Raw genomic sequence first — 25,242 nt, 5'->3', positions numbered from 1 at the left:
GACCCTGACCCAGGAGTCCTCCCGTGAGCACGAACCGTGGCGTCCTCGCCGCACTCGCAACCTTGGCCCTCGCGGCCGGAGCTCTCGCTCCCGTCGCGACCGCAGCGCCCGTTCAGACACAGCGATACATCGTTCAGACCAGCACTGCGGGGGCGGCCCGCGTCGCCGTCGCCGATGCCGGCGTCGCCTCGTCCGCTGTCTCGGCGCGCTACACCCGCGTGCTCACCGGCTTCGCCGCCGAGCTCACCGCCACACAGGTGGCGGAGCTCGACGACGACCCGACGGTGGTGTCGATCACCCCGGACGCTCCGACCGAGGCGTCGACGGTCCAGACGGACCCGCCCTATGGGCTGGACCGGATCGACCAGCGCGAGACGTCGGGAGACGCTCTCTACAACTACGACACGACGGGAGCCGGAGTCACCGTCTTCCTCGTGGATTCGGGAATGCGCTTCTCGCACACCGAGTTCTCGGGTCGTGCGACCAGCGGGTGGGACTTCGTGGACGGCGACGCGGATGCCTCCGACTGCGCCGGGCACGGCACCCACGTCGCAGGCACCATCGGGGGTGAGACCTACGGCGTCGCGAAGGACGTCGCCTTCGTCTCCCTCCGGGTCTGGGGGTGCAACAACAGCGGCTGGATGAGCGACATGATCGCCGCCCTGGACTGGGCCGTCGCCAACAAGCCCACGGGTCCCTCCGTGGTGAACATGAGTGGCGGAGGAGGCGCGTACAGCCTCATGAACGAGGCGGTCGTGCGGACCGTAGCGGCAGGCATCCCAGTCGTCGTCGCCGGAATGAACAGCAACGCCGACGCCTGCTCCGTGAGTCCGGCCAGTGCTCCCTCGGCCATCAGTGTCGGCGCGGTCGACCCCGTCGATCAACGGGCCTCCTTCTCTAACTACGGGAGCTGCATCGACCTCTTCGCCCCCGGCGTGAACACGATCTCGTCGACGATGGATTCCGACAACTCCAGCGGACCGATGAGCGGCACGTCCATGGCCACGCCGCACGTCGCCGGCATCGTCGCCCGCTATCAGGAGGCGAACCCGACCGCGACGGTCGCTCAGATCACCTCCGCCGTTCTCGGAGCGGCGACTCCCGATGTCGTGATCGACCCGGTCGGCTCACCCAACCTCCTCGCCTACGCAGCGCCGCCGGTCCCCGTCGTCGACAAGCCGCTCTCCGGGCAGACGCCCACGATCTCCGGATCCGCTCAGGTCGGCAAGCCGCTGACGGCGACGGCGGGCACCTGGTCGCCGCAGCCCGTGGCCCTCTCCTACCAGTGGAAGCGCGACGGCTCGGTCCTGCAGGGAGCGACCGGCGCGAGCTACACCCCCGTCGCCGCGGACGCGGGAACCACGTTGACAGTCACCGTGACCGGCACGAAGACGGGGTACACCACGCTCTCGAAGTCCAGCGCAGGAGTGGTCGTGACCTCGGGTCTGCAGACGCTCATGCCGACGCCGACGATCACCGGCAGCACCACCGTCGGGTCGACGCTCACCGCCAACCCCGGCACCTGGGACTCCGGCGTGACGCTGAGCTACCAGTGGAAGAAGAACGGCGGCACCTACATCTCCGGCGCCACCGCGAAGACCTACGTCCTCAAGGCCAGTGACGCGGGAGCGACGCTGACGGCCTCTGTGACCAGCACGAAGCCGGGCTTCTCGCCCGCCACCAAGACCAGCGCGACGACGGCCGCCGTCACCAACGGCACCGTCCTCACGGGGCCGACGCCGACGATCACCGGCACCCCGACCGTCGGGCAGAAGCTCACCGCAGTCCCCGGCACCTGGGCTCCCGCCCCTGTCGCGCTGGCGTACCAGTGGAAGCGCGGAGGCGTCGCGATCAGCGGAGCCACCGCCTCCAGCTACACGCTCGTCGCCGCCGATGCGGACACCGCGATCACGGTGAGTGTCACCGGAACCAAGACCGGGTACGCCGCGCTCACGAAGACCAGCGCCGCGACCACGGTGAAGGCCGCGCTGCAGACCGCGATGCCCGTCCCGACCATCACCGGCACCAAGACGGTCGGCGCCACTCTCACCGCGAACCCCGGCACCTGGGACGCCGGCACGACGCTGACCTACCAGTGGAAGAAGAACGGCGGCACCTACATCTCCGGCGCCACCGCGAAGACGTACGTGCTCAAGGCCTCGGACGCCGGCGCGACGCTCACCGTCTCGGTGACGTCGACGAAGCCGGGCTTCTCCCCCGCGACCAAGACGAGCGCCACCACCAGCGCGATCGCCAAGGGCACGCTCACCGGAGCGACCCCGACGATCACGGGAACCGCCAAGGTCGGGCAGATCCTCACCGCGAAGCCCGGCACCTGGGCACCGGCCCCGGTCACCCTGACCTACCAGTGGTACCGCGGCACGACCGCCGTCTCCGGAGCCACGTCAGCGACCTACAAGCTCGCCACCGCGGACAAGGCCGGCTCGATCACGGTCAAGGTCACCGGCACCAAGACCGGTTACACGACGCTCACCAAGACCAGCACGGCCGTCAAGCCGAGCTGACCCGGCGAACCCCACTTCCAAGGAGCCCCAGCGTGTCGCACCTCCCCCGCGCCCTTGCCGTCCTGGCGTCACTCGCCCTCGCGCTCGGCGCCGCAGTCGTCCCGGCGGTCCCGGCGGCCGCTCAGGACCTCGCCGACCCGGGCTCCCGCGCCGCCGTCGAACACGATGCACCACCGCCGCAGCGATCGGTCCCGACCCCCTCCGCGGCGCGGGCCGTCGCCGCGCCTCCCGCGAATGACGCCCTCGCTGCGGCGACGGTGATCGCCTCGGTCCCGTTCAGCACGACGACGGCCCCGTACTACGGAGCGACTCTCGAACCCGACGAGCCCGTCGTCTGCCGGACGACCGACGGCGACCACACGGACTACGAGACCGCCGCGACGGGATCGGTCTGGTTCTCCTACACCGCGACCGCCCGGCAGACCCTCACCATCGGGGGTGACGTCGGCGGGAAGTACACCCTCGTCAATGCGTATCCCACAGCCCCGATGTCGGAGCTCTCCCGGGTGAGCTGCGCGGAAACCGAGTTCCGCGACGTCAATCACCTCCAGGTCGAGGCCGGAAGGACGTACTACTTCCAGGTCGGACTCGGCTTCGGCGACTACTCCGGCGAGTACTCACCGGCCACCCCGGAGGACCGCGTGCGGCTGACCATCACTCCCAGCGCTCCGGTCGCCGGTACGACGACGGCTTCAGCCGTGCCGGTCACGTCGCTCCCGGCGGCGATCGCCGGCTCGAACACCCGTGTCGACTTCAACTGGTACTACCCGTACGACGCCTGCAGCGATGCCGAAGCGCTGCGCGGGACCGTCTGGTACCGCTTCCGGGCCGCAGCGGACCAGACCGTCCAGGTCGATCTCCGCGAGAGCTACGTCGGTGCAGCTTTCGCGGTCTACGAATCCGATGGAACGAATCCCTCCTTCGAGGTCACCTGCGTCTCGAGCGGATCGGTCGACGGGCCCACCTCGGAGCCACTGGCGACCTTCACAGCACGACGCGGAGTGACCTATTTCATCCAGGTGGCGAGTGCGACCTCGCAGAAGGGCGACTGGGTCCTCCGACTGAGCGACCCGACCGCTCTCACGGCAGGCACCCCGACATTCAGCGGGAACCTCGTCGTCGGACAGGGAGTGACCGCGAATCCGGGGGCGTGGGGTCCTCAGCCGCTGACTCTCGCCTACCAGTGGAACCGCAATGGAACTCCGATCGCGGGGGCGACCAGTGCCTACTACGTGCCGAAGGCGGAGGACGCGGGGAAAGCACTGACGGTGACCGTGACCGGATCGAAGGCCGGCTACACGTCGACATCGCGGACGAGCGCGGCATCGACTGTTGCAAGCGGTGCACTCATCCAGACGCCCACGCCGACGGTCTCGGGAACCGCGACCGCCGGCTCGACACTCACCGCCGCCCCGGGCACCTGGGACAGCGGTGTGGTCCTGAGCTATCAGTGGAAGAGGAACGGCACCACGGCGATCACCGGCGCCACCGCGAAGACCTACGTGATCCAGTCGGCGGACGCCGGGGCCGGCCTCTCCGTTTCGGTCACGGGGACGAAGCCCGGGTACACGGTGGTCACGAAGACCAGCGCCGCGGTCTCCGTGAAGGCGGCATTGCAGACACTCATGCCGACGCCCACCATCACCGGCACGAAGACCGTCGGAGCGACGCTCACGGCGAATGCCGGGACCTGGGACGCGGGCACGACGCTGACGTACCAGTGGAAGAAGAACGGCGGCACCTACATCTCCGGCGCCACCGCGAAGACCTACGTGCTCAAGGCCTCGGACGCCGGCGCGACGATCACCGTCTCCGTCACCTCTACGAAGCCCGGCTACTCGCCCGCCACGAAGACGAGCGCGACGACCGCCGCGGTCGCCAAGGGCACGCTCGCAGGACCCGTTCCCACGATCACCGGAACGGCGAAGGTCGGGCAGACACTCACCGCGAAGCCCGGCACGTGGGCGCCCGCCCCGGTCGCCCTGACCTATCAGTGGTACCGCGGCAGCACTGCGATCTCCGGAGCCACCACCGCGACCTACAAGCTCGCCACCGCCGATAAGGCCGGCTCGATCACCGTCAAGGTCACCGGCACCAAGACCGGTTACACGACGCTCACCAAGACCAGCACGGCCGTCAAGCCGAGCTGACCCCGACCGATGGTCGCTCGAGTCGCGCGACCCCTCGGCCGAGTAGTTCTCCCGGCTGAGTAATTCTCTCTACACCGCCCCGAACGGGTGGTACCTGCTGCCTGTGAATCTCATCACACTGAGGAGCCTTCTCGACGAACGTGGTTCTGCCGCGCTCGGGTCCCGCAGGCGCAGCACTGCCACCCGATCGCCGCTCGCCCTGGAGTCGTCATGCCCGAACCCCGTCCCGCCCGCGCGCGGGTCCTCGCCCTCGCCACCGCCCTCGCGGTCGGCTTCGGGCTGCTCGTCGCTCCGGCGGCTGTGGCGGCGGAAGCTGCACCGTCGGCTGCGCCGGTCTCGAAGACCTCCGGCCAGTGGCACACGGACGAGTCGGCTGCTCGCCAGGCCGCTCCGCAGGCAGTGGAGCCCCGGGCTCTGGTCGCTGCGACCCCGCCCGTGAACGACCTGCGCGAGAACGCGACCGTCGTTTCGAGCCTGCCGTACGCGATCTACGACGCGCCTTACGCAGGAGCGACCCTGTCCGACGGTGAGCCTTCAGCGTGCCGGACGACTGACCCTGACTACACCGAGTACTTCGAGGGGGGCAACGGATCCATCTGGTTCGCTTACACGTCCACGAAGAGGCAGACACTGACGTTCAGCGGAACCTCGCCCGGAAGCACTGCGGTCATCAACGCATACGCTGACGGTCCGATCACCGATGCCACGCGGATCAGCTGCGTTCAGGACGAGTACCGCGAACAGAACTTCGTCCAGGCGGAAGCCGGACGGACCTACTACTTCCAGGTCAGCTCCGACTACTCGACCTCCGCGACGACCGGCTTCGCGCAGTTCTTCCTTTCCGCGAGTGCAGCCATCCCGAACACGACCTACTCGTCGGCGTCCGTGATCGCGAGCATCCCTGCCACCATCCAGGGGTCGACCTTGAAGATCGACAGCAACTGGTACGAGCCCTACGCGGGTTGCGACTACAACCCCTTCATGGGTTCCGTCTGGTACAAGTTCCGCGCATCCGCCACCGGAAGCGTCGCAGCGGACCTCGGCGACAGCTTCTCTCCCGTGAATCTCGGGGTCTACGAGTCCGACGGCGTCACTCCTGGCGCCATGCTCGCCTGCCCGTATCAGTACACCGAGACGGGCAGCACGGGCGAGTCCGACTACTCCTTCGACCGGGCCAACACGAGCTTCGCCGTGCAGGCGGGGAAGACCTACTTCCTCCAGGTGTCCAACTTCGACTTCTACGAGGGCGACTTCGTGCTGACGCTCGCGAACGTCGGCACCCTCACTTCCGCGACGCCGACCATCAGCGGGTCCGGAGCCGTCGGCGACACGCTGACCGCCGTGCCCGGCACGTGGGGTCCGCAGCCGGTGACCCTGGCTTACCAGTGGCTGAACAACGGCTCTCCGATCGACGGAGCGACCGGACCGCAGTACCTCGTCACCGACTCCGACTACTACCGCGGCTCGATCACCGTGCAGGTCACCGGTACCAAGGCCGGCTACGCGACGGCCTCGCGCACCAGCGCCGCCGTCACTGTCACCGCGGGGTCGCTGACCAACTCGGTGCCGACCGTGACCGGGTCCGCTGCGATCGGCGGGATGCTCACCGCGAACCCCGGCAACTGGGGCCCCGAGCCCGTCAACCTGGCGTACCAGTGGAAACGCAACGGCACCGCTATCGCGGGCGCGACGGGGAGCAGCTACGTCGTCACCTCCGCCGACTCCGGCACCGCGCTGACCGTCAGCGTCACCGGCACGAAGTACGGGTACACGACTGCGACCCGCACGAGCTCGGCCACCCAGGTCGGGCTGCCGCTGCAGACGCTCATGCCGACGCCCACGATCACCGGCAGCACCACCGTCGGGTCGACGCTGACCGCGAATCCGGGTACCTGGGACTCCGGCGTGACGCTGAGCTACCAGTGGAAGAAGAACGGCGGCACGTACATCTCCGGGGCCACCGCGAAGACCTACGTCCTCAAGGCCTCCGATGCCGGAGCGACGCTGACCGTGAGCGTCACCGGCACCAAGACCGGCTACTCCCCCGCGACCAAGACCAGTGCGACGACGGCCGCCGTCACCAACGGCGCGGTCATCACGGGAGCGACGCCGACCATCACCGGCACCGCGACCGTCGGGCAGAAGCTGACCGCCGTCCCCGGCACCTGGACGCCCTCGCCCGTGACCCTCGCGTACCAGTGGCAGCGCAACGGCACCGCGATCAGCGGCGCCACCGCGAGCACGTACACGCTCGTCGCTGCCGACGCGGGAGCGTCGATCACCGTCGCCGTGACCGGCACCAAGTCCGGCTACACCGCGGTCACCAAGACCAGCACCGCGGTCACCGTGAAGGCGGCGCTGCAGACGCTCATGCCGACGCCGACGATCACCGGGACGACGAAGGTCGGCTCGACCCTCACCGCCAGCCCCGGCACCTGGGACGCGGGCACCACGCTGACCTACCAGTGGAAGAAGAACAACGGCGTCTACATCTCCGGCGCCACGTCGAAGACCTACGTGCTCAAGGCCTCGGACGCCGGCGCCACGATCACCGTGAGCGTCACCTCCACGAAGACCGGCTACTCCCCCGCCACCAAGACCAGCGCCACCACCGCGCTCGTCACCGGCGGCGTCCTCACCGGCGCGACCCCGACGATCACCGGGACCGCGAAGGTCGGCCAGACCCTCACCGCGGTGCCCGGGACCTGGTCGCCCGCGCCCGTCACGCTGAGCTACCAGTGGAAGCGCGGCGGCACGGCGATCTCGGGCGCGACGTCGGCGACCTACAAGGCGGTGTCGGCGGACGCGGGCAAGGCGGTCACGGTGACGGTCACCGGCACGAAGGCGGGCTACACGACGCTGAGCAGGACGAGCGCGGCCAAGACCGTCGTCAAGTGAGCACCGTCGCGAAGTAACCCCCCGGACACCTGAGGGGGGCGCGGGCGTGCGAGGCTTGATGGTCGCCGCCCGCCCCTCCTCCCTCAGGACACCGTGAACACCCCTCCGCGCACCAGCTCCAGCACCCGCACGACCTCCCCCGCCGCCTTCCCCTGGATCGGCCTGCTCACGCTCGCCGGCGCCGTCTTCGTGTCGGTGACCAGCGAGTTCCTGCCGACCGGCCTCATCCCGGACATGTCACGGGACCTCGGCGTGAGCATCCCGCTGACCGGTCAGCTGGTGACGATCTTCGCGGCGACTGTCGTCATCGCGACGACGCCGCTGACGCTGGTGACGCAGCGGTTCTCGCGGAAGAGCCTGCTCCTCGTCGCGCTGTGCACGATCGCGGTCGCGAACGTGCTGGCCGCGCTCGCGCCGACGTTCGCGCTGCTGGTCGGCGCGCGCATCCTCGGCGGACTCGCGCACGGACTGTTCTGGGCGATCGTCGCCGCCTACTCGGCGCACCTCGTCGCTCCGGAGCACCTCGGCCGGGCGACCGCGATCACGGCCGGCGGCGGCTCGGCGGCCTTCGTCCTCGGCGTGCCGGTGGGCACCGCGCTCGGCCACGCGTTCGGCTGGCGTCCGACGTTCGCGATCCTCGGCGCGATCGTGCTGCTGCTGGCGCTGCTCGTCGTGAAGTTCCTGCCGGCGGTCGATCACAGCATCCCGCTGCGCACCGGCGAGATCCGGCTGCCCGCCCGCAAGGACCGCAGCCTGCCGCGCATCATCGGCGTCTGCGTGGTCATCCTGCTGGTGCTGATCGGCCAGAACACGCTCTCGACCTACGTCACGCCGTGGCTCGAGAACGCGTCGTTCTCCCCCGACAGCGTCCCGCTCCTCCTCTTCGCGTTCGGCGGCGCGGGCGCGGTGGGCCTCGTGCTCGCCGGCTTCGCGACCGACCGCTTCCCGCGCTCCGGCTTCGTGGTCGCGGCGATCGCCGTGGTGCTCGCGCTGGTCGCGCTCGGCCTGGCCGCCGGCTCGCAGGCCACGGTCGCGATCGTCGTCGCGGCGATCGTCTGGAACATCGCGTTCGGCGGCATCCCGGCGATGCTGCAGACGCGGATGCTGCGCACCTCCTCGTTCCAGCTGCGCAGCCTCGCCGCGGCGCTGCAGACGACCGCGTTCAACATCGGCATCGGCGGCGGCGCGATCGTCGGCGGGCTGACCATCGACCTGAGCGGACTCGACCTGCTGCCGTGGGTGGCGATCGTGATGATCGCGGTCGGGCTCGTGGTGAGCCTGATCGTGGAGGCGCGCTCGTCGGCGGCGGTGCGGCGCGAGCAGGCCGCGGGAGTCCGCTAGGGCGAGGCGTCTCCTCCCCGCGGACGACGACCTGCCCGACGAGTGCGGGATAGCGTGAAGCGCATGAGTCAGAGCACGATCCCCGTTCCCGGGCAGCCGTACTACGGTGCTCCTCCGCTCGCCGCGATCCGGCGCTTCTTCTCGCAGTACGCGCGCTTCCGCGGCAGGGCGAGCCGCGCGGAGTACTGGTGGATCATCCTCGCCGGGACCCTGCTGAACCTCGCGCTGCAGCTGATCGACGGCTCGGAGCCGGGGCTGCAGCTGTCGTTCACGCCGTTCCGCTCGGGCGAGCTGGACTTCGCGGCGCCGTGGGTCGCCGTGCTGGCCGGGGCGATCGCGCTCGGCACGCTGGTGCCCTCGCTCGCGCTGATCTGGCGGCGGCTGCACGACGTGAACCGCAGCGGGATGTGGATCTTCGCGCTGTTCATCCCCGTCGCGGGCGCGGTGTTCCTGCTGATCCTGTTCGTGCTGCCGCCGCGGCCGGAGGGGATGCGCTTCGACTGATGCTCGCGGTGTCGCTCGCGCCCTCTACGGTGAGGGCGTGACTGCGCGCAGCAACGACTTCGACGCCCTGCGGCTGGTCGCCGCGCTGATGGTCGTCGTCGGGCACGGTGCCGTGCTGCTCGGCGAGCCGGCGCCGCGGCTGCTCGGGCTGCCCGTGCACTCGCTCGGCGTCTCGGTGTTCTTCTGCGTCAGCGGGTTCCTGATCGCGGGGAGCATGGAGCGCGCGCCGAGCGCGGGGCGCTTCCTCTGGCACCGGGTGCTGCGGATCTTCCCGGCGCTGATCGTCGTGGTCGCGGTGAGCATGCTCGTGCTCGGGCCGCTGGTGTCGTCGCTGCCGGCCGGGGCGTACTTCTCCTCGCCGCAGACCTGGGCCTACGCGCTCAACGTGCCGCTGCTGGCGCAGTACGAGCTGCCGGGCGTCTTCGACTCGGCGGTGCACGCGCGGCCGGCGGTGAACGGCTCGCTCTGGACGCTCGGGGTGGAGTTCTGCTGCTACCTCGGGGTGCTGGCGCTGCGGTGGGTGCCGGGGCGGGGGCGGGCTCGCGGGGTGCTCGCGGTGCTGGCGCTCGTGGGGCTCGCGGTGGTGACGGAGCTGGGCGGAGCGCTCGGGTCCTCCGCGGAGCTGTGCGCGTTCTTCGCGGCGGCCGCGGCGGTGCGGCTGCTGGCGCCGGCCGCGTGGCTGCGCTGGCCGGCCGGCGTCCTGGCGCTCGCGGTGCTGCTCCTCGCGCCCGGGACTCCGCTGCAGCAGGTCGCGCTCTGGATCGCGCTGCCGGTGCTCGTGATCGTGGTGGGCACCGGATCGCTGCCGGTGCTGCGGCGGGCGGCGCGGTTCGGCGACTTCTCCTACGGGCTGTACCTGTGGAGCTATCCGGTGCAGCAGCTCGTGCTGGAGGTGCTGGGGCGGCTGCCGATGACGGCGGACCTGGCGCTCGTCGTGGCGGTGACGCTCCTGCTCGCGGTGGCCTCGTGGTGGCTGGTCGAGCGGCCGGCGCTGCGGTGGAAGGACCTGCGGCGGAAGGACCTGCGGCGGAAGGACGCGTCGCTACGCTGGGGCACCGTGACCGGAACGGATCCCCGATGAGCGCGCTGCTCGGGCTGCACCACGTCGCGATCATCGTCAGCGACTACGAGCGCGCCAAGCGGTTCTACCTCGACGTGCTCGGCTTCCGCCTCGACTCGGAGGTGCTGCGCGAGGAGCGCGGATCCTGGATGGCGAACCTCAGCCTGAACGGGGAGTACCTGCTCGAGCTGTTCACCTTCCCGTCGTCGCCCGAGCGGGTGTCCGATCCGGAGGCGCTGGGGCTGCGGCACCTCGCCCTCGCCGCGGCGGACCCGGCGGCGGTGCGGTCCGACTTCGTCCGACGCGGGGTCGTGTGCGAGCCCCTGCGCACGGACCCGCACACCGAGCGGGCGATGTTCTTCCTCCGCGACCCGGACGGACTGCCGGTCGAGATCCACGGCGTCTGAGCCGCCAGCCGGAGAACCGGAGAACCGGAGCAGCGACGCTCAGCGCGGCGCGGCGCTGCTCCCCCGCGCGACGAGAGTGGGCGCGATCAGGGGCAGCGGCTCGACCGCCTCGCCGCGCATCAGCGCGAACACCCGGTCGACGGCGAGCTGGCCGACCTCGGCGAAGTCGAGGTGCACCGTCGAGAGGCTGGGCCGGTAGTAGCCCGCCTCGGGGACGTCGTCGAAGCCGACCACGCTGCGGTCCGCGGGAACGCGGATCCCGTGGTCGTCGAACGCCTTGATCACGCCGAGCGCGAAGGGATCGTTGGCGGCGAAGACCGCGGTGACGTCGGGATCGGCGGCGAGCTCGACGCCGGCCCGGTAGCCCTCGGCGACGCTCCAGTCCGTCGTCCGGAGCACGGGGCGCGCCACGCGACGGGCGAGCGCGAGCTCGGTCGACCAGCCGCGCTCCCGGGCCTCGGAGGCCATCCAGCCCTCCGGTCCGCCGACGTGGGCGACGGTCTCGTGCCCGAGCTCGAGCAGGTGCCGGACGGCGAGCTGCGCGCCGTGCACCTCGTCGATCGAGACGCTGGACGCGCCGGGGGCGGAGCCCTGCTCGAACGTGACGATGGGGACGCGGGAGTCGAGCCCCCGGAGCGTCTCGACCGCGCTCCCCAGCGGGACCAGGACGATGATGCCGTCGACCTCGTCGGCGGTCAGCTCGTCGAGGGCGTGGCGGATGCTCGAGCGGCCGACGTCGCCGAGCGTGATCAGCCGCGTGGAGTAGCCGTTCCGCCTCGCCTGCTCCGAGATGCCGTAGAGCGCGACGGACGGGCCGTGCACCGAGAGCGAGTAGCTGACGACGCCGATGTTCATCGTCCGGTTGCTCGCCAGGGCGGCCGCGGCGGTGTTGCGACGGTAGCGCAGCTGCGCGATCGCCTTCTCGGTCCGCTCGCGGATCTCGGGCGACACGTTCGGCGCGCCGTTGATCACCCGCGAGACGGTCTGCTGGGAGACCCCGGCGAGCGCGGCGACGTCGACCATCCGCGGGCCGTGCGCCCGCGAGGAGACCCGGCTCACGCCGTGGCCCGGCCGGCGGGAGGGGGCGGCGATCCGGTCGAGGGCATACCCGATTATGACCTGCGCCGGACCGCCGTCCGGTCTCGCGCCCCGCCCGTCCTAGGGCCGGCGGTAGCGCAGCACCGCGGGGTGGCGCTCGTAGGGCCACTCGGCCTCGGGCACCATGTACTGCGTGGTGGTGTAGCTGCCGTCCATCGTCGACTTCAGGGTCGGCGGGCCGTCGAAGCCGATGACGCCCCAGCCCACCCGGTTCTCGTTCCCGCCGTAGACCGGGTCGCCGTAGAAGCCCTGCCGGGTGTTCAGCACGAGCAGCGGGAAGAACTCGAGGAAGTCCTCGTTGACCGGCTGGTTGCCGGCCGGCGCTCCTCCGCTGCCCTGGCCGTCGGACTCCGCGAAGAGGAAGCGCGCCGGCTTCTCCTCCCGCGAGAGCGCGACGAGCACCGCGTCCTGCTGCTCGTCGTCCAGCTCGACGAACGGCCGCCCGTGCGCCTCGGTGGCCAGGCGGTCGAGCTCGACGACGCCCTCGCGGTAGAAGGTGCGGCGGCTGTCGATCCGCTCCTGCCAGGCCTGCTCCTCGAGCCCCTCCATCCGGAGCCAGCCGATGCCGTCCGCCGCGGGGAAGACGAACCGCGTGCCCGAGAGCATGCGGTCGATGAACCGCACGACCTTCGCCTCTCGCGCGCCCGGATGGTGGTCGGTCGGGATGATCCGGGCCGTCGCGGCCTCGATGGTGTCCCACTCGTGCTGGTCGAAGAACAGCGGCCCGTCGACGTCTCGCGTCGAGACGGGAACGGTCACCCACTCTGCCTGTCCCATGATGATGTCCTCTCTTGCCGGTTCGTGATGATGTGGTGCGCGGTGCCGCGCGCGGGCTCAGTCGTCCGACGACCAGCCGCGGGAGTCGACCGCGATGATGCGGTCGCTGCAGCGCCAGGCGTTCGCCATGATCGTCAGCGCCGGGTTGATGCCGGTCGCCGTCGGGAAGAAGCTCGCGTCGAAGACGTAGAGGTTCGGCACCTCGTGCGAGCGGCACCAGCGGTCGACGACGGAGGTGGCGGGGTCGTTCCCCATCCGCACCGTGCCGAGCTCGTGCGAGGTGTTGCCGGTGATGCGCTCCATGTTCACGGGCACGACCTTCGCGGCACCGGCCGCATCGAGGATCTCGCCGTTCTTCGCGACCTGCCACTTCTCCTGCGCGAAGTCGTTCGGGTGCGGGGTGTGGGTGATCCGGGCGACCGGGAGGCCCCAGGCGTCCTTCACCGTCGGGTCGAGGTCGACCCGGTTGCTCTCGCGCGGGAGGTCGTGCAGGAGGATCCCGATCTTCATCGAGTGGTTGAACAGCTCCCGGTCCGCGTCCTTGGCGGCCTGGCCCCAGCTCGGGCGGCCGGGGAAGCTCCAGTTGACCGGGTGGCCGATCATCGAGGGGAAGATCAGCGAGCCGAGGATGTGGCCGCGGCTGGCGTCGGTCTCGTAGAAGTCGAACGAGCACAGGCTCATGTAGTGGCCGGCCCAGCCGTAGAGCGGGTCGCTCACCTCGCGGTCGAAGAGCCCGACGGAGAACGAGTACTGGTGGAAGGTGGCGTTCCTCCCCACCTGACCGCTGCCGTTCGCGAGCCCGTCGGGGAACAGCGCGGACTTCGACATCAGCAGCAGACGCGGCGTCTCGATGCCGCCGCCGGCGACGATCACCGCCTTCGCCTTCTGCACGAACTCGTTGCCGTCCTCGTCCTGGTAGCGCACGCCGGTGGCCCGGCCGTCCGGGCCGACCAGGATCTCGCTGACGTAGCAGTCGGGACGCAGATCGTAGAGGCCGGTCGCGACGGCGTCCGGGATGAAGTTGATCAGCGTGGACGACTTGCCGGTGCCCGGGTCCGGGTACTGCTGCCAGAACCCGTTCTCGCTGAACGGCTGCCGGCCGCGGTAGGGCTCGGTGACCATGCCCTGCGGCATCGGGAAGGTCGAGTGGCCGAGACGGTCCATCGCCGTGGCGAAGGTGCGGCCGATCTGGCTGAGCGGCGAGGGCTTGGTGGGGTAGCCCTTCGAGCGGCGGCCCTCCCAGCGGTTCGCGCCGGCGAGGCCGGAGGTGCCGAACTCCCACTCCACCCGGGTGTAGTACGGCTCGAGCTCGTCGTAGCTGATCGGCCAGTCGACCAGGCTCGCGCCCTCGACGTCGCCGTGCAGCGAGCGGAGCTTGAAGTCGGACTCGGTCATGCGCGGGACCATGCCGCCCCAGTGCGTGGTGCCGCCGCCGACGACCTGCGGGGTGGCGGAGAAGTTGGTGACGACCGCCTCCTCGCTCTCGTTCTGGCGGTACGTGCGGGGCTTGAGCTTCGGGTCCTGCCAGATGAAGTTGCGGTTGAGGTACTTCAGCTCGTCTCCGGAGGCGTGCTCGGGCTTCAGCCAGGGGCCGCGCTCGAGGCCGACGACGCGCAGCCCGGCCTCGGTGAGGACCTTCGCGGCGGTCGCGCCGCCCGCTCCGGCGCCGACGATGACGACGTCCACGGGCTCGGGGTTCTTGATGCTGGTCATGCGGGTGTTCCTTTCGTGTCGAGGACCGCGCGGGCCGGGGACCGCGGGATCACTTCTCGAGGCCGTCGCGGCCGACCGCGGCGAGCGGGAGCAGGGCGTCCCAGAGCTCCTGCGGGATCGGGGTCTCGGCGAGGTCGAGGGTCTGCTGGATCCGGTCGGGCTCGGACATGCCGACGATGGTCGAGGCGACGCGCGGGTCGCGGGTGGAGAACTGCAGCGCGGCGGCCGCGAGCGGCACGCCGAAGTCGGCGCAGAGCCGCTCCATCTCGAGCACGCGCGCGAGGGTGCGATCGCCGACGGGCGCGTAGCAGTAGCGCGGGACGGCGCGCGGGCCCTTCACGAGCATGCCGCCGCCGAAGGGCGCGGCGTTGACGAACGCGACGCCGCGCTCGTGCGCGTCCTCGATCAGCGGCACCGCGGTCTGCTCGACGAGGGTGTAGCGGTTGTGGCTGATCACCGCGTCGAAGGCGCCGGTGGCGAGGTACTGCAGCTCGAGATCGATCGGTCCGCCGGCGACGCCGAGGTAGCGGATGACGCCCTCGTCGCGCAGCCGGAGCAGCGCCTCGAGCGGGCCGCCGGGAGCGGTCCCCTCCTCGAAGGTGATCTTCTCGGGGTCGTGCAGGTAGACGAGCGGCAGGACGTCGAGGCCGAGGCGCTCCCGGCTCTCCTCCACGGAGCGGCGCACGCGGTCGCCCGAGAAGTCGCTCGAGCCCGGCAGCGGGTCGACCTTCGTCGCGACGACGACGCCGTCGGGGACTCCGCCGTTCTCGCGGATCGCGGAGCCGATGCGGCGCTCGCTGTCGCCGCCGCCGTACTCGTTCGAGGTGTCGATGAAGGTGAAGGGCCCCTCGAAGACGCGGCGGATCGTCGCGACGGCGACGTCGGTGCTCACCTCGTAGCCGTACTGGGCGGGGAAGCTGCCGAGCGCGCTGGTGCCGACGCAGACGCCCGAGACGGCGAGGTCGGTGCGGCCGAACGCGCGCACGGCGGCTCCGGTGCTGTCGATGGTCATGGTGGTTCCTTCTCTCGAGAGGCCTGGTCAGGGGGGTGGTCGATGGCTGGAGCGGGGCGCCGCGGTGCTGGCGCGCGGCACGAGGTCGGCGCCCACGGCGGGGATGGTGACGTGCTGGACGTCGTCGGCGCCCATCAGGGCGAGGATGCGGTCGACGGCGAGGCGGCCGACCGCCTCGAAGTCGAAGCGGACGGTGCTGAGGCCGGGGCGGAAGTAGCGGGCCTCGGGGATGTCGTCGAAGCCGACGACGCTGACGTCGGCGGGGACCCGGAGGCCCGCGTCGGCGAACGCGGCGAGCAGGCCGAGCGCCATCTGGTCGTTCGCGGCGTAGACCGCCGTGAGGTCGGGGTCGGCCGCCAGCTCGGCGCCGGCGCGGTAGCCGGAGCAGGTGGACCAGTCGCCGGCGAGGGCGGGGCGCAGCACCCGGCCGGCCGTGCCGAGCGCCGAGGTCCAGCCGCGGATCCGCGCCTCAGTGGCCAGCCAGCCGGCGGGTCCGGCGAGGTGGTGCACCGTGCGGTGGCCGAGCCCCAGCAGGTGCTCGGTCGCCAGCCGCGCCCCCGCCTCCTCGTCCGTCACGACGGTCGAGCCGGAGGGGACGCCGCCCGGCTCGAAGGCGACCAGCGGCACCGCCGCGTCGAAGCCCTGGACGGCGTGCACCGCCGAGGTCAGCGGCGCGAGGACCACGATCCCGTCGACGAGATCGGCGACGAGGTGATCGAGTGCGGAGCGCATGCTCGAGCGGTCGACCGCTCCGAGCGTGACCAGGTTGGTGGCGTAGCCGGAGCGGCGGGCCTCGTCCGCGATGCCGGTGAGGGCGACGGACGGACCGTACTGCGCCAGGCCGAAGCTGACGATGCCGATGTTCATCGACCGCCGGTTGGCGAGGGCCCGCGCGGCCGGATTCGGGCGGTAGCGCAGCTGGGCGATCGCCCGCTCCACCCGCTCGCGGACATCGGCGGCCACGTTGTCCGAGCCGTTGACGACGCGGGACACCGTCTGCTGCGAGACCCCGGCCAGACGCGCGACGTCGACCATCCGCGCCCCGCGGGCGCCCCCCGGCCCCGCCGCGCCCCTGGCCACGCGGGTCAGGCCGTCCGGGCGGCGCGGCGGCGGGGGGCGTGCTTCCCGACGAACGCGCCGATCCTGGCGACTCCGCCGGCGCTGGAGAGGAAGACCGCGAGGATGATCACCCCGCCCTTGATCACCAGCTGGGGCTCGGACGAGATCCCGACCAGATTCATGATGTTGATGATCGTCGCGAGGACGAACACCCCGATCACGGCGCTGATCGGATCGCCCTTGCCGCCCATCAGGGAGGCGCCGCCCACGACCACCGCCGCGATGGCGTCCAGCTCGTAGCCGACTCCGATCAGCGAGGAGCCCTGCCGGAGCTGCGCGGCGGCGATGAGCCCGGCGAGCCCGGCCAGGAGTCCCGACAGCGTGTAGGTGATGATCAGGTTGCGGGCGACGGGCAGGCCCGACAGTCTCGCCGCCTCCGGGTTGCCGCCGATCGCGTAGAGCGAGCGGCCGAACGTGGTGAAGCGGGCGACGAGTCCGGCGAGGATCGCGACGACCACGAAGATCAGCACGGGGCTGCGGACCCCGAGCACCTCGGCGCGGGAGAACTCGTCGATGAAGCGCTCGTCCAGGATCTGGATCAGGCTCGTCGACTGGATGATGTAGCTGAAGCCCTTGATCGCGCTCATCGTCGCGAGGGTCGCGATGAACGGCGGGATGCGCAGCCAGACGATCAGCAGGCCGTTGATCAGACCCGCTCCGGCGCAGCACAGCAGGGTGACCGCGGCCGAGGCCTCGGCCGACAGCCCGGACTGCAGGGTCAGCGCGACGACGACGGTCGAGAGAGCCAGCGTGGAGCCGACGGACAGGTCGATGCCGCCCGTGAGGACCACGAAGAACTGCCCGACCGCGAGGACGGCGACGATCGAGGCCGCCGCGATGACGTTCTCGGCGTTGCGCAGGGTGAGGAAGTCGGCGGAGACGTAGTAGCCCGCGATGATGATCGCGATCAGCACGAGCACGAGGTAGCTCTTGGGCAGGACGCGGCGGGCGAGGGCGCCCGCCGCGGACGTCGGCCGCTGCGTCACCGCCGCGAAGGAGGAGGTGTCCGGTCGCCGCGAGGCGGGCGGCCGGTCGAGGGTGTTCTTCGGCATGGTGTTCTCGTCCTTGAGGTCGGGGGGGGCCGGCAGCGCCGGCGGGAGGGAGAGTCGCGGATCGCCCGTCAGGCGAGGCGCTCGAGGAGCGTGGTGCCGCTCGGATCGATGTCGTCGTGGTCGAACTCCGCGACGACGCGGCCGCCGGCCATGACGAGGACGCGGTCGCACATCATCGCCTCGGAGATCTCCGAGCTCGCGAGGATCACGGTGCCGCCGGAGTCGGCGAAGGCGCGCAGGAGCTCGTACATGTCCTCCTTGGCGCCCACGTCGACACCGCGGGTCGGCTCGTCGCAGACCAGCAGCGTGGAGGAGCGGACCAGCCAGCGGGCGAGGATGCCCTTCTGCTGCGTGCCGCCGCTCAGGGTCCTCATCGGCTGGTCGACGCCGGAGACCTTCATCCCGAGCCGCTCGATCATCTCGAGCGCGACCCGGCGCTCGCGCCGGATGTCGAGCACCGAGAAGCGGCTGAACATCGGCATGCTCGCGAGGGTGATGTTCGCGGCGACGCCGAGCTCGGGCACGAAGCCCTGGGCCTTCCGGTCCTGCGGCAGCAGGCCGATCCCGCGGCGGATCGCGTCCCGCGGCGAGGAGAAGGCCACCTTCTGGCCGGCCACGCGCATCCGACCCGAGGTCGAGCGCCGGGCGCCGGCGAGCAGCCCCGCCAGCTCGGACTGCCCGCTGCCGATCAGACCGGCGATCCCGAGGACCTCGCCGCGGCGCAGCTCGAACGAGACGTCCTCGACGCGGCCCTCCTCGCTCAGCCCGGAGACGGAGAGGAGGACCTCCTCGCCACCGCCGGAGCCCAGCCGCGGACTGCGCTCGCCGCGCAGCGCGGCGTCGGCGATCGAGCCCTCGAGGCTCTTGCCGATCATCGCGGTGACGACGTCGGCCGGCGTGCTGCCCGCCGTGGTCATGCTCGCCGCGGCGACCCCGTCGCGCAGGACGGTGACGGAGTCGCAGAGCGAGTAGACCTCGTCCATCCGGTGCGAGATGAAGATCAGCGCGACGCCCTCCTCCGCCAGCCGGCGCAGCACGGTGAAGAGCTTGAGCACGTCCGGGCGCGGCAGGGTCGAGGTCGGCTCGTCGAGCAGCAGGACCCGCGCGTTCTTGCGCAGGGCCTTGGCGAGCTCCACCGCCTGCTGCTCGGCGACCGAGAAGCGGGAGACCGGCAGCCGGACGTCCAGGTCGAAGCCGACCCGGGCGAGGGCGGTGCGCGCCTCGGCGTTCATCCGCGCCCAGTCGACGCGACCGGCCTTCAGCGGCAGCTGGCCGAGGAAGACGTTCTCGGCCACGGTCAGCGACGGCACGAGGCTGAGCTCCTGGTAGATGGTGTGGATGCCGGCGGCCTGCGCCTCGGCCGGGTCGCGGAAGCGCTGCACGACCCCGCCGAGGGTGATCGTGCCCGCGTCCGGGGCCTCCGCACCGGAGAGCATCTTCACGAGGGTCGACTTGCCCGCGCCGTTCTGGCCGGCCAGGGCGTGGATGCTGCCGCGGCGGACCGCGAAGCTGACGCCCTTCAGCGCCTGGACGCCGGGGTAGGACTTGGTGACGCCCTCCAGGACCAGCTCGACCGGTCGCTCGTCGACGACGGCGGCGGTGCTCACTCGTCGTCCTTGGCGCGGACGTAGGTGTCCTCGGGGATGAGGTAGTCCGCGGCGTTCTCCGGCGTGACGACCGTCGTGTCGATGTAGAGCGTCTTGTCGGGGCAGGCCTCGGTGTCGCCGTTGTAGGCGGCCACCGCCATCCGGACGGCCTCGGCGCCCTGGTCCCACGGCTGGTTCGACGCGGTCGCGATCAGCGGCCCGGTGGGGTCGTCGACCATCTGCTGGACCGACACCATCCCGCCGTCGTAGCTCGCGAGCAGGACGTCCGGACCCCAGAGCCCGGCCTGCTGCAGTCCCTGGACGACGCCGCCGTTCATCACGTCGCTCATGCTGTAGACGACGTTGAGGTCGGGGTTGGCCGTCGCCGCGTCGCGGATCGGGTCGAGTGCCTTGTCGGGCTTCCACTCGCCGTACTTCGTGTCGAGGTAGGTCACCTCCGTGTCGGGGTGCTCCGCCATGACGGCGTCGAAGCCCTCCTTGAAGCCGTTGAAGCGGAGGTCGCTGAGCACGTCGCCGGGGAAGCCGCCGATGCCGAGGATCTTGACCGCGCCGCCGTCGAAGCGCGCGAGCGCCTGGTTCGCGGCCTCGGTGCCGGCGAGCGAGCCGGTGTACTCCTGGTCCTCCGCGACGTAGCAGAACATGTCGGGCACGAGGGACGCGTCGAGGCTCGAGTTGACGGTGACCAGCGGGATGCCGGCGTCCGCCAGCGAGGCGACGGACGGCCCGACGCCGATCGGGTCGTTCGGGTTCATGACGACGACGTCGACGTTCTTGGTCTCGAGGGTCTGGACGTCGGAGTTCTGCCGGACGGTGTCGCCGTTCGCGTCGAGGAGCTGGATGGTCGCGCCGAGCTTCTCGGCCTCGGCCTGGCCGCCCTCGACGAGGGTCTTCCACCAGTCGCTGCCGCTGATGCCGCGCTGGCTCCAGCCGATGACGAGGCCCTGGCCGGTCGCCTTGTCCGCCGACGACTCGTCGGTGCCGGCCCGGCAGCCGCTGAGGGCGAAGGCCGCCGTGACGAGGAGGGTGGTGCCGACGAGCAGGCGGCGCCGGATGCGGGTGTTCTCGGACATGATCATGCGTTCCACTTCTTCGTGAGGGTGATCGGGGTCGTGCAGGGGGGTCGTGCAGGGGGGTCGTGCAGGGGGGTCGTGCAGGGGGGTCGTGGGAGGAGGGAGGGGCGTGCGGGGGAGGTCGTGGGAGGGGGGGCCGGGCCGCGGGGAGGGCGGCCCGGCCCGGCAGGGGCAGGGGCAGAGGGCCTGCGGCCGGCGCCTAGAGCGCCGAGTCCTGCAGCTGGAGCGTCTCCTCGTCGGCCTGCAGCTCGCTCGCCGCGGGGGTGTCGATCGCGGTGAAGACACCGCGCTCGATCAGCAGATCGATGTTGCGCTGACGCGTGGCGCGCTCGCGGGCGAGCCAGCCGGCCTCCGGCGGCGCCTCGAGGTACTGGTTCTTCGGGTAGATCGGCTTCGCGTAGATCGCCGCGTACTGCTCGGTGCGCAGATCCTTGAAGCCGTTGAAGACGCCGTTGGACTGGCGGGCGCGGCGCAGGGCGTCGATGTCGATGACCGTGCTGACGAAGCTGTCGCCGGGGGTGAGCCCCTCCTGCTTCACGATGACCGTGCCCTTGTGGTCGACGATCATCGACTGGCCGCCGAAGAGGTCGTTGAGCACGCCGTCCGGGCCGAGCTCGGGGCCGAGGTTCGGGGCGACCACGATCGCGTTGTTGAACATCGCGTGAGCGCGGTTCTGGACCTCCCACATCCCGTTCATCGTCTGCGGCTCGATCAGGGTGGCGCGGATGATGACCTCGGCGCCGTTCATCGCCAGACCGCGGGCGATCTCGGGGTAGGCCCCCTCGTGGCAGATGACGTAGCCGATGTTGCCGATGTCCGGCGTCTTCGCGACGGGGTAGATCGCCTCGAGCGCGTCGCCGCCGCCCTTCTTCTCCACCCACTCGTCCCAGAGGTCGTGCGGGTTGGTGGTGCCGAGGGTGCCGCCCTCGAAGCCGTCGCTGGTCGCCTTCGCGCGACGGTAGACGACCTCGCCGGCCGGGTCGATCATGAACGCGACATTGAAGTAGCGGCCGGGGAAGTCGTCGTCGGCGACGAGGTAGAGCTCGCCGGCGATGTAGGTGCCGAGCTCGCGGGCGGCCTTCGCCAGCTCGTCGGTCTCGGGGCCCGGGATGGTCCGGGCGAACTTCTTCTCGGCCTCGCGGTCGCCCGCCTTGAAGGCCATGTGCATGCCCTGGATCGCCATCTCGGGGATCACGACGAGCTTCACGGGGTAGCCCTCGGTCGAGGCGATGCCGACGGCAGTGCGCATGAATCCGATGATCCGCTTGGTGTTGCGGACCGCGTCCTCCGGCTCGACGATCGGGATCTGCAGGGGCGAGAGGGCAACGACGGTGTACGGCTCAGTCACGTCAACTCCTTTGTTGTGGGGTGGGATGAAGCGATGTTAGCGCACTATCAGCGCTGCGCAATAGGCTAGCTCCTATTCGCTTGCGTGATTGTTAGCGCACTACCGCTCCCATCGAGGCACCGGCGGCGTGCGGCTGCGGGGCGCAGGTCACCTGGGGCATGTCGAGCCGCGCACGCACTTCGTCGAGCTGGGGACGCTCGTGCTGATCGAGTCGCCCGCGCAGCGGGCGTATCGACATCCGCCGGCGTCGGGACGTGAGTCTGCAGGTCCGCCCTGCGGGTGACGGTGGGTCTCGATACGCCCCTGCGGGGCTACTCGACCAGCATGGAGGGCAGCCCTGCGGGGGCTACGCGCACCAGTCGCGGGAGACGCCGTTCACGCTGCGGGAGGTGTCGCCGGTGCCGAGGTCGACGAGGACGGTGGAGGTGGCGCTGAAGCCGGGGACGTCGGGGTAGTCGTCGGGGACGCCCTCGGCGGAGACGGCCTCGACGGCGGCGAACTGGCCGTTGGGCGAGAGGCAGACGCCGCGGATGCGGCCGGTCGGCGAGGTGCGGAAGATCTCGGTGGTGCCGCTCGCGTCGACGCGGACGACGGAGTACTGGGCGGTGCCGGTCTCGGGCGAGTAGTCGGCCTCGAGCTCGAGGTAGCTGGAGGAGTCCAGGAGCAGCAGCTGCACGGGCGAGGTGGTCGGGCCGACGTCGGCGGGCGGCAGGGCGAGGGTCTCGACGGAGCCGTCGGCGAGGTCGATCACGGAGCCGGAGTCGGGGTCGGCGACGACCAGCCGGTCCGCGCCGGGGACGAAGCCGCGCAGCTCGGCGTGCTGGCCGAGGGGGCTGATGGTGCCGGGGGTCAGCAGGTCGACGAGCAGCACGGTGTCGTCGAGGGAGTGGGTGACGACGGAGGTGGTGCCGGGGACGAACATCCAGTCGGTCGCGCGCAGCGGGCCGCCGTCGATGCCGGTGATCGACGCGGCCTCCGCCTTCTGGTCGGTGAGGTCGTAGGCGTAGAGCGCGCGGTCGAGCGGGCCGGCGGGCGCAGAGCCGGTGAAGGTCCAGCCGAGCACGCCCTTCTCGGGCGAGGCGTGCAGCTCGCGGACGACGCCGGGGCCGGGCAGCGGGATGACGCCCTCCGAGCCGGTGTCGAGGGTGAGCGTGCGGATGAGGGTGGTGTCGTCGGGCTCGAGGGTCACGACGACGAGCACCGGGCCGACGACGGCGTAGTCCTGGATCCGGTCGGCGGTGTAGAGGACGCGGGTGTCGCCGCCGGAGAGCGGGCGCACCCGGATCGCGTCGGGCTGGGCGGGATCGTCGGCGGTGCGGTCGAGGGTGTAGAGGTCGGGGTCCTTGGTGGTGAACGCGGCGGAGAGGTCGGACTCGGCGCCGGTCGCGGTGCCCTGCGCGCCGTCGATGGCGATCTCGTACTCGGTGGCGTAGCGGAGGGTGTCGTCGAAGGTCACGGTGAGCACGCCGCCCTCGAGCTCGGCGGTGTGCGGGGTCTCCGGAGTGACGCGCACCCGGTCGAGGGCGTCGGGCTCGATCGCCTGGTCGAGGTGCACGCGGGCGCGGCCGCCGTCGCGCTCGACGACGCCGGAGGTGCTGACCTCGAGCGAGGCGACGCGCGGGCCCTTGGCGATCGTGGCGGCGGTGAGGCCGCCGACGGCGAGGACGAGGACGGCGGTGACGCTCCAGAAGACGCGGGAGAAGCTGCGCTCCCCGCCCCGGCGCTCAGTAGACATACGGCATCGCGGGCTCGTCGATCGGCGTCACGACGTCGGGCTCGAGGACGACCGCCTCGGCGCTGGTGACGCTCGGGTTCGCGCCGAAGCCGCCGGTCACCTCCAGCCACTCGCCCTCGGTGTAGGTGTCGGCCCAGCCCGGCTGATGGATGGGCACGCCGACCGGCTGCGCGTCGACGGCGCAGCAGGTGACGATGAAGCGAGCGACGTAGAAGACGTTCTCGGGGTCGCTCGCGTCGGGGGTGACGAAGCCGCTGACCGTCGCGGTGCGGCCGGCCAGGAACTGCTCGCTCGCCCCCTGGCGCAGGAGCGTCGCCCAGTCGCGGACGGTGAAGGACGCGGTGTCGCCGGTGGGCGCCTGCGCGGTGACCGAGGCGTCGACCGCGCTGGTGTTGACCTCGCGCTGGGTCGCGGTCGAGGCGGTCAGCGCGGCGGGCGGCACGACGAGCAGCGCGACGGCGGCGCAGGCGATCACCGCGAGGCTCCCGAGCGCGGCGAGCCCGGCCCGCCAGCGCCGGCGCGGGGCGTGCTCGTGGAGGTGGTCCTCCGCGTGCCCGTCGTCCTCCTCCGCGCCCGGCACGATCGCGAACGCGCAGATCAGCAGCACCGCCGCGACGGCGGCGAGGATCACCGAGAACTCGAAGTAGCGCGGGTGGATGTAGAGGCCGAGGCGGCCGGTCGCCGCGAGCCAGAGCGTCGAGACGACGCCGATCAGGCTGAGGACGACGCCCTTCCAGCGGGCGAGCAGTCGCTCAGAGCGCATGGTTCACCGCCAGTCCGAGGACCGCGGCGCAGAGGCCGACCAGCGCGGTGATCCGCACGAGCGTGCGCGCGGAGAAGGTGGTGCGCAGCAGCGCGAGCATCTTGATGTCGATCATCGGGCCGAAGACGAGGAAGGCGATGATGCCGCCGGGCAGGAAGGTGGAGCCGAAGGAGAGCACGAAGAACGCGTCGACGTTGGAGCAGATCGAGATCACGAAGGCGAGGACCATCAGCGCGAGCACCGACCAGAGCGGGTCGCCGCCGAGGGTGGTCAGCACGTCGCGCGAGACGCCGACCTGGATGAGGCCGGCGATCGCGGCGCCGACGAACAGCGCCGGCAGCATCGCGCCGGTCTCCTCCGCGAAGAGCAGCACGCTGCGGCGGGCCTTGGCGCGGACGGTGCGGGAGGGCCGCTCGCCCGCCTCGCAGGCCGCGCGGAACCGCGGGGTCAGCAGCGCCATCGGGTCGGTGTGCCGGCTGAAGATCCAGCCGACCAGGTTCGCGATGACGAAGCCGCCGACGATGCGCCAGACCAGGATCCCGTCGGCCCAGCCGAAGGCCTGGTAGGTCGTGATGATCGTGATCGGGTTCACGATCGGCGCCGCGAGCAGGAACGTCATCGACTCGGAGACGGACAGGCCCTTCACGATCAGCCCGCGGGCGAGCGGCACGTTGCCGCACTCGCAGACCGGCAGCAGCACGCCGAGCAGCGAGATCACCAGGCGGCGCGGCAGGGCGCGCTCGGGCAGGATCCGCAGCAGCACCGCCTCCGGCACCCAGAGCTGCACGGCGATCGAGAGCACGATGCCGAGGAAGACGAACGGCAGCGACTCGATGACGACGCTGATCGCCAGGGTGAGGAAGTCGCGGACGGCGTCGGAGAGGACGTCGCCGGCGGCGTCGGGCGAGAGGACGCGGAGGAGCGCGGCGGCCGCCACCAGGGCGAGGCCGAGGCCGATGCGGCGGAGGAGGACAGCGCGGCGGGCGAGGACGGGGCGGTCGCTTCCGGGCGGAGTCGTTCCGCGCTCGGAGGTGGCGGTCGCCCTGTCGATCGTCATCCGGAC

The 25,242-nt window shown here is 71.2% G+C and carries 19 protein-coding genes; 7 read left to right on the top strand and 12 right to left on the bottom strand.

The window, feature by feature from the left end:
- Positions 1-23 precede the first annotated feature (23 nt).
- The 7 genes from MT355_RS12025 to MT355_RS11995 all read left to right on the top strand — a co-directional run bounded on the left by MT355_RS12025 (position 24) and on the right by MT355_RS11995 (position 10,885).
- Positions 24-2,525 carry a S8 family serine peptidase gene (locus tag MT355_RS12025; RefSeq protein ID WP_243599708.1) on the top strand — a complete coding sequence of 834 codons (2,502 nt, stop codon included), beginning with the start codon at positions 24-26 and terminating at the stop codon, positions 2,523-2,525.
- A gap of 32 nt (positions 2,526-2,557) precedes the next feature.
- On the top strand, positions 2,558-4,675 hold the full coding sequence (locus MT355_RS12020; RefSeq protein WP_243599707.1) for a hypothetical protein: 2,118 nt from the start codon (positions 2,558-2,560) through the stop codon (positions 4,673-4,675).
- A gap of 210 nt (positions 4,676-4,885) precedes the next feature.
- A complete protein-coding gene (locus tag MT355_RS12015; protein ID WP_243599706.1) occupies positions 4,886-7,573 on the top strand; it encodes a hypothetical protein in 2,688 nt (895 codons plus the stop codon).
- Positions 7,574-7,666: 93 nt separating this feature from the next.
- Positions 7,667-8,914 (top strand): MFS transporter, encoded by a 1,248-nt coding sequence (locus MT355_RS12010; protein ID WP_243599705.1) that lies wholly within the window; start codon positions 7,667-7,669, stop codon positions 8,912-8,914.
- 63 nt (positions 8,915-8,977) lie between these two features.
- Complete coding sequence (locus MT355_RS12005; protein ID WP_243599704.1) at positions 8,978-9,418, top strand: DUF805 domain-containing protein; 441 nt, start codon at positions 8,978-8,980, stop codon at positions 9,416-9,418.
- A gap of 37 nt (positions 9,419-9,455) precedes the next feature.
- Positions 9,456-10,499, top strand: coding sequence for an acyltransferase (locus MT355_RS12000; RefSeq protein WP_243599703.1), 1,044 nt, complete (start codon positions 9,456-9,458; stop codon positions 10,497-10,499).
- Complete coding sequence (locus MT355_RS11995; protein WP_243599702.1) at positions 10,496-10,885, top strand: VOC family protein; 390 nt, start codon at positions 10,496-10,498, stop codon at positions 10,883-10,885. Before MT355_RS12000 ends, MT355_RS11995 begins: the two co-directional genes overlap by 4 nt.
- A 39-nt stretch (positions 10,886-10,924) precedes the next feature.
- On the opposite strand, the gene MT355_RS11990 is transcribed toward MT355_RS11995, so the two are convergent.
- The 12 genes from MT355_RS11990 to MT355_RS11935 all read right to left on the bottom strand — a co-directional run bounded on the left by MT355_RS11990 (position 10,925) and on the right by MT355_RS11935 (position 25,236).
- Positions 10,925-11,944 carry a LacI family DNA-binding transcriptional regulator gene (locus tag MT355_RS11990; RefSeq protein ID WP_308197366.1) on the bottom strand — a complete coding sequence of 340 codons (1,020 nt, stop codon included), beginning with the start codon at positions 11,942-11,944 and terminating at the stop codon, positions 10,925-10,927.
- A 99-nt stretch (positions 11,945-12,043) separates the two neighbouring features.
- Positions 12,044-12,760, bottom strand: a complete 717-nt coding sequence (locus MT355_RS11985; RefSeq protein WP_243599701.1) for a gluconate 2-dehydrogenase subunit 3 family protein — start codon at positions 12,758-12,760, stop codon at positions 12,044-12,046.
- Between the two features lie 57 nt (positions 12,761-12,817).
- The gene (locus MT355_RS11980; RefSeq protein WP_243599700.1) at positions 12,818-14,473 is read right to left on the bottom strand and encodes a GMC family oxidoreductase; all 1,656 of its coding nucleotides are present in this window, start codon (positions 14,471-14,473) and stop codon (positions 12,818-12,820) included.
- A gap of 49 nt (positions 14,474-14,522) precedes the next feature.
- Positions 14,523-15,485, bottom strand: a complete 963-nt coding sequence (locus tag MT355_RS11975) for an aldo/keto reductase (RefSeq protein WP_243599699.1) — start codon at positions 15,483-15,485, stop codon at positions 14,523-14,525.
- Between the two features lie 27 nt (positions 15,486-15,512).
- Complete coding sequence (locus tag MT355_RS11970; RefSeq protein WP_243599698.1) at positions 15,513-16,520, bottom strand: LacI family DNA-binding transcriptional regulator; 1,008 nt, start codon at positions 16,518-16,520, stop codon at positions 15,513-15,515.
- Positions 16,521-16,570: 50 nt separating this feature from the next.
- Positions 16,571-17,656 (bottom strand): ABC transporter permease, encoded by a 1,086-nt coding sequence (locus MT355_RS11965; protein ID WP_132435242.1) that lies wholly within the window; start codon positions 17,654-17,656, stop codon positions 16,571-16,573.
- 68 nt (positions 17,657-17,724) lie between these two features.
- A complete protein-coding gene (locus MT355_RS11960) occupies positions 17,725-19,263 on the bottom strand; it encodes a sugar ABC transporter ATP-binding protein (protein WP_243599697.1) in 1,539 nt (512 codons plus the stop codon).
- A complete protein-coding gene (locus MT355_RS11955; protein WP_243581125.1) occupies positions 19,260-20,339 on the bottom strand; it encodes a substrate-binding domain-containing protein in 1,080 nt (359 codons plus the stop codon). Before MT355_RS11955 ends, MT355_RS11960 begins: the two co-directional genes overlap by 4 nt.
- Before the next feature lie 193 nt (positions 20,340-20,532).
- Entirely contained in the window at positions 20,533-21,681 is a 1,149-nt protein-coding gene (locus MT355_RS11950) for a nitrilase-related carbon-nitrogen hydrolase (RefSeq protein ID WP_123734622.1), read from the bottom strand.
- Between the two features lie 346 nt (positions 21,682-22,027).
- Positions 22,028-23,416, bottom strand: coding sequence for a hypothetical protein (locus tag MT355_RS11945; protein WP_243599696.1), 1,389 nt, complete (start codon positions 23,414-23,416; stop codon positions 22,028-22,030).
- Positions 23,406-24,179: a TIGR03943 family protein gene (locus MT355_RS11940; RefSeq protein WP_243585936.1), complete on the bottom strand. Its 774-nt coding sequence runs from the start codon at positions 24,177-24,179 to the stop codon at positions 23,406-23,408. The genes MT355_RS11945 and MT355_RS11940 overlap by 11 nt, the downstream gene beginning before the upstream one ends.
- Positions 24,169-25,236, bottom strand: coding sequence for a permease (locus MT355_RS11935; protein WP_243599695.1), 1,068 nt, complete (start codon positions 25,234-25,236; stop codon positions 24,169-24,171). Before MT355_RS11935 ends, MT355_RS11940 begins: the two co-directional genes overlap by 11 nt.
- Positions 25,237-25,242: the final 6 nt, after the last annotated feature.

The sequence above is a fragment of the Rathayibacter sp. VKM Ac-2929 genome (assembly GCF_022815495.1).
Lineage (GTDB): Bacteria > Actinomycetota > Actinomycetes > Actinomycetales > Microbacteriaceae > Rathayibacter > Rathayibacter festucae.
This window is presented reverse-complemented; position numbering and strand designations above follow the sequence as displayed.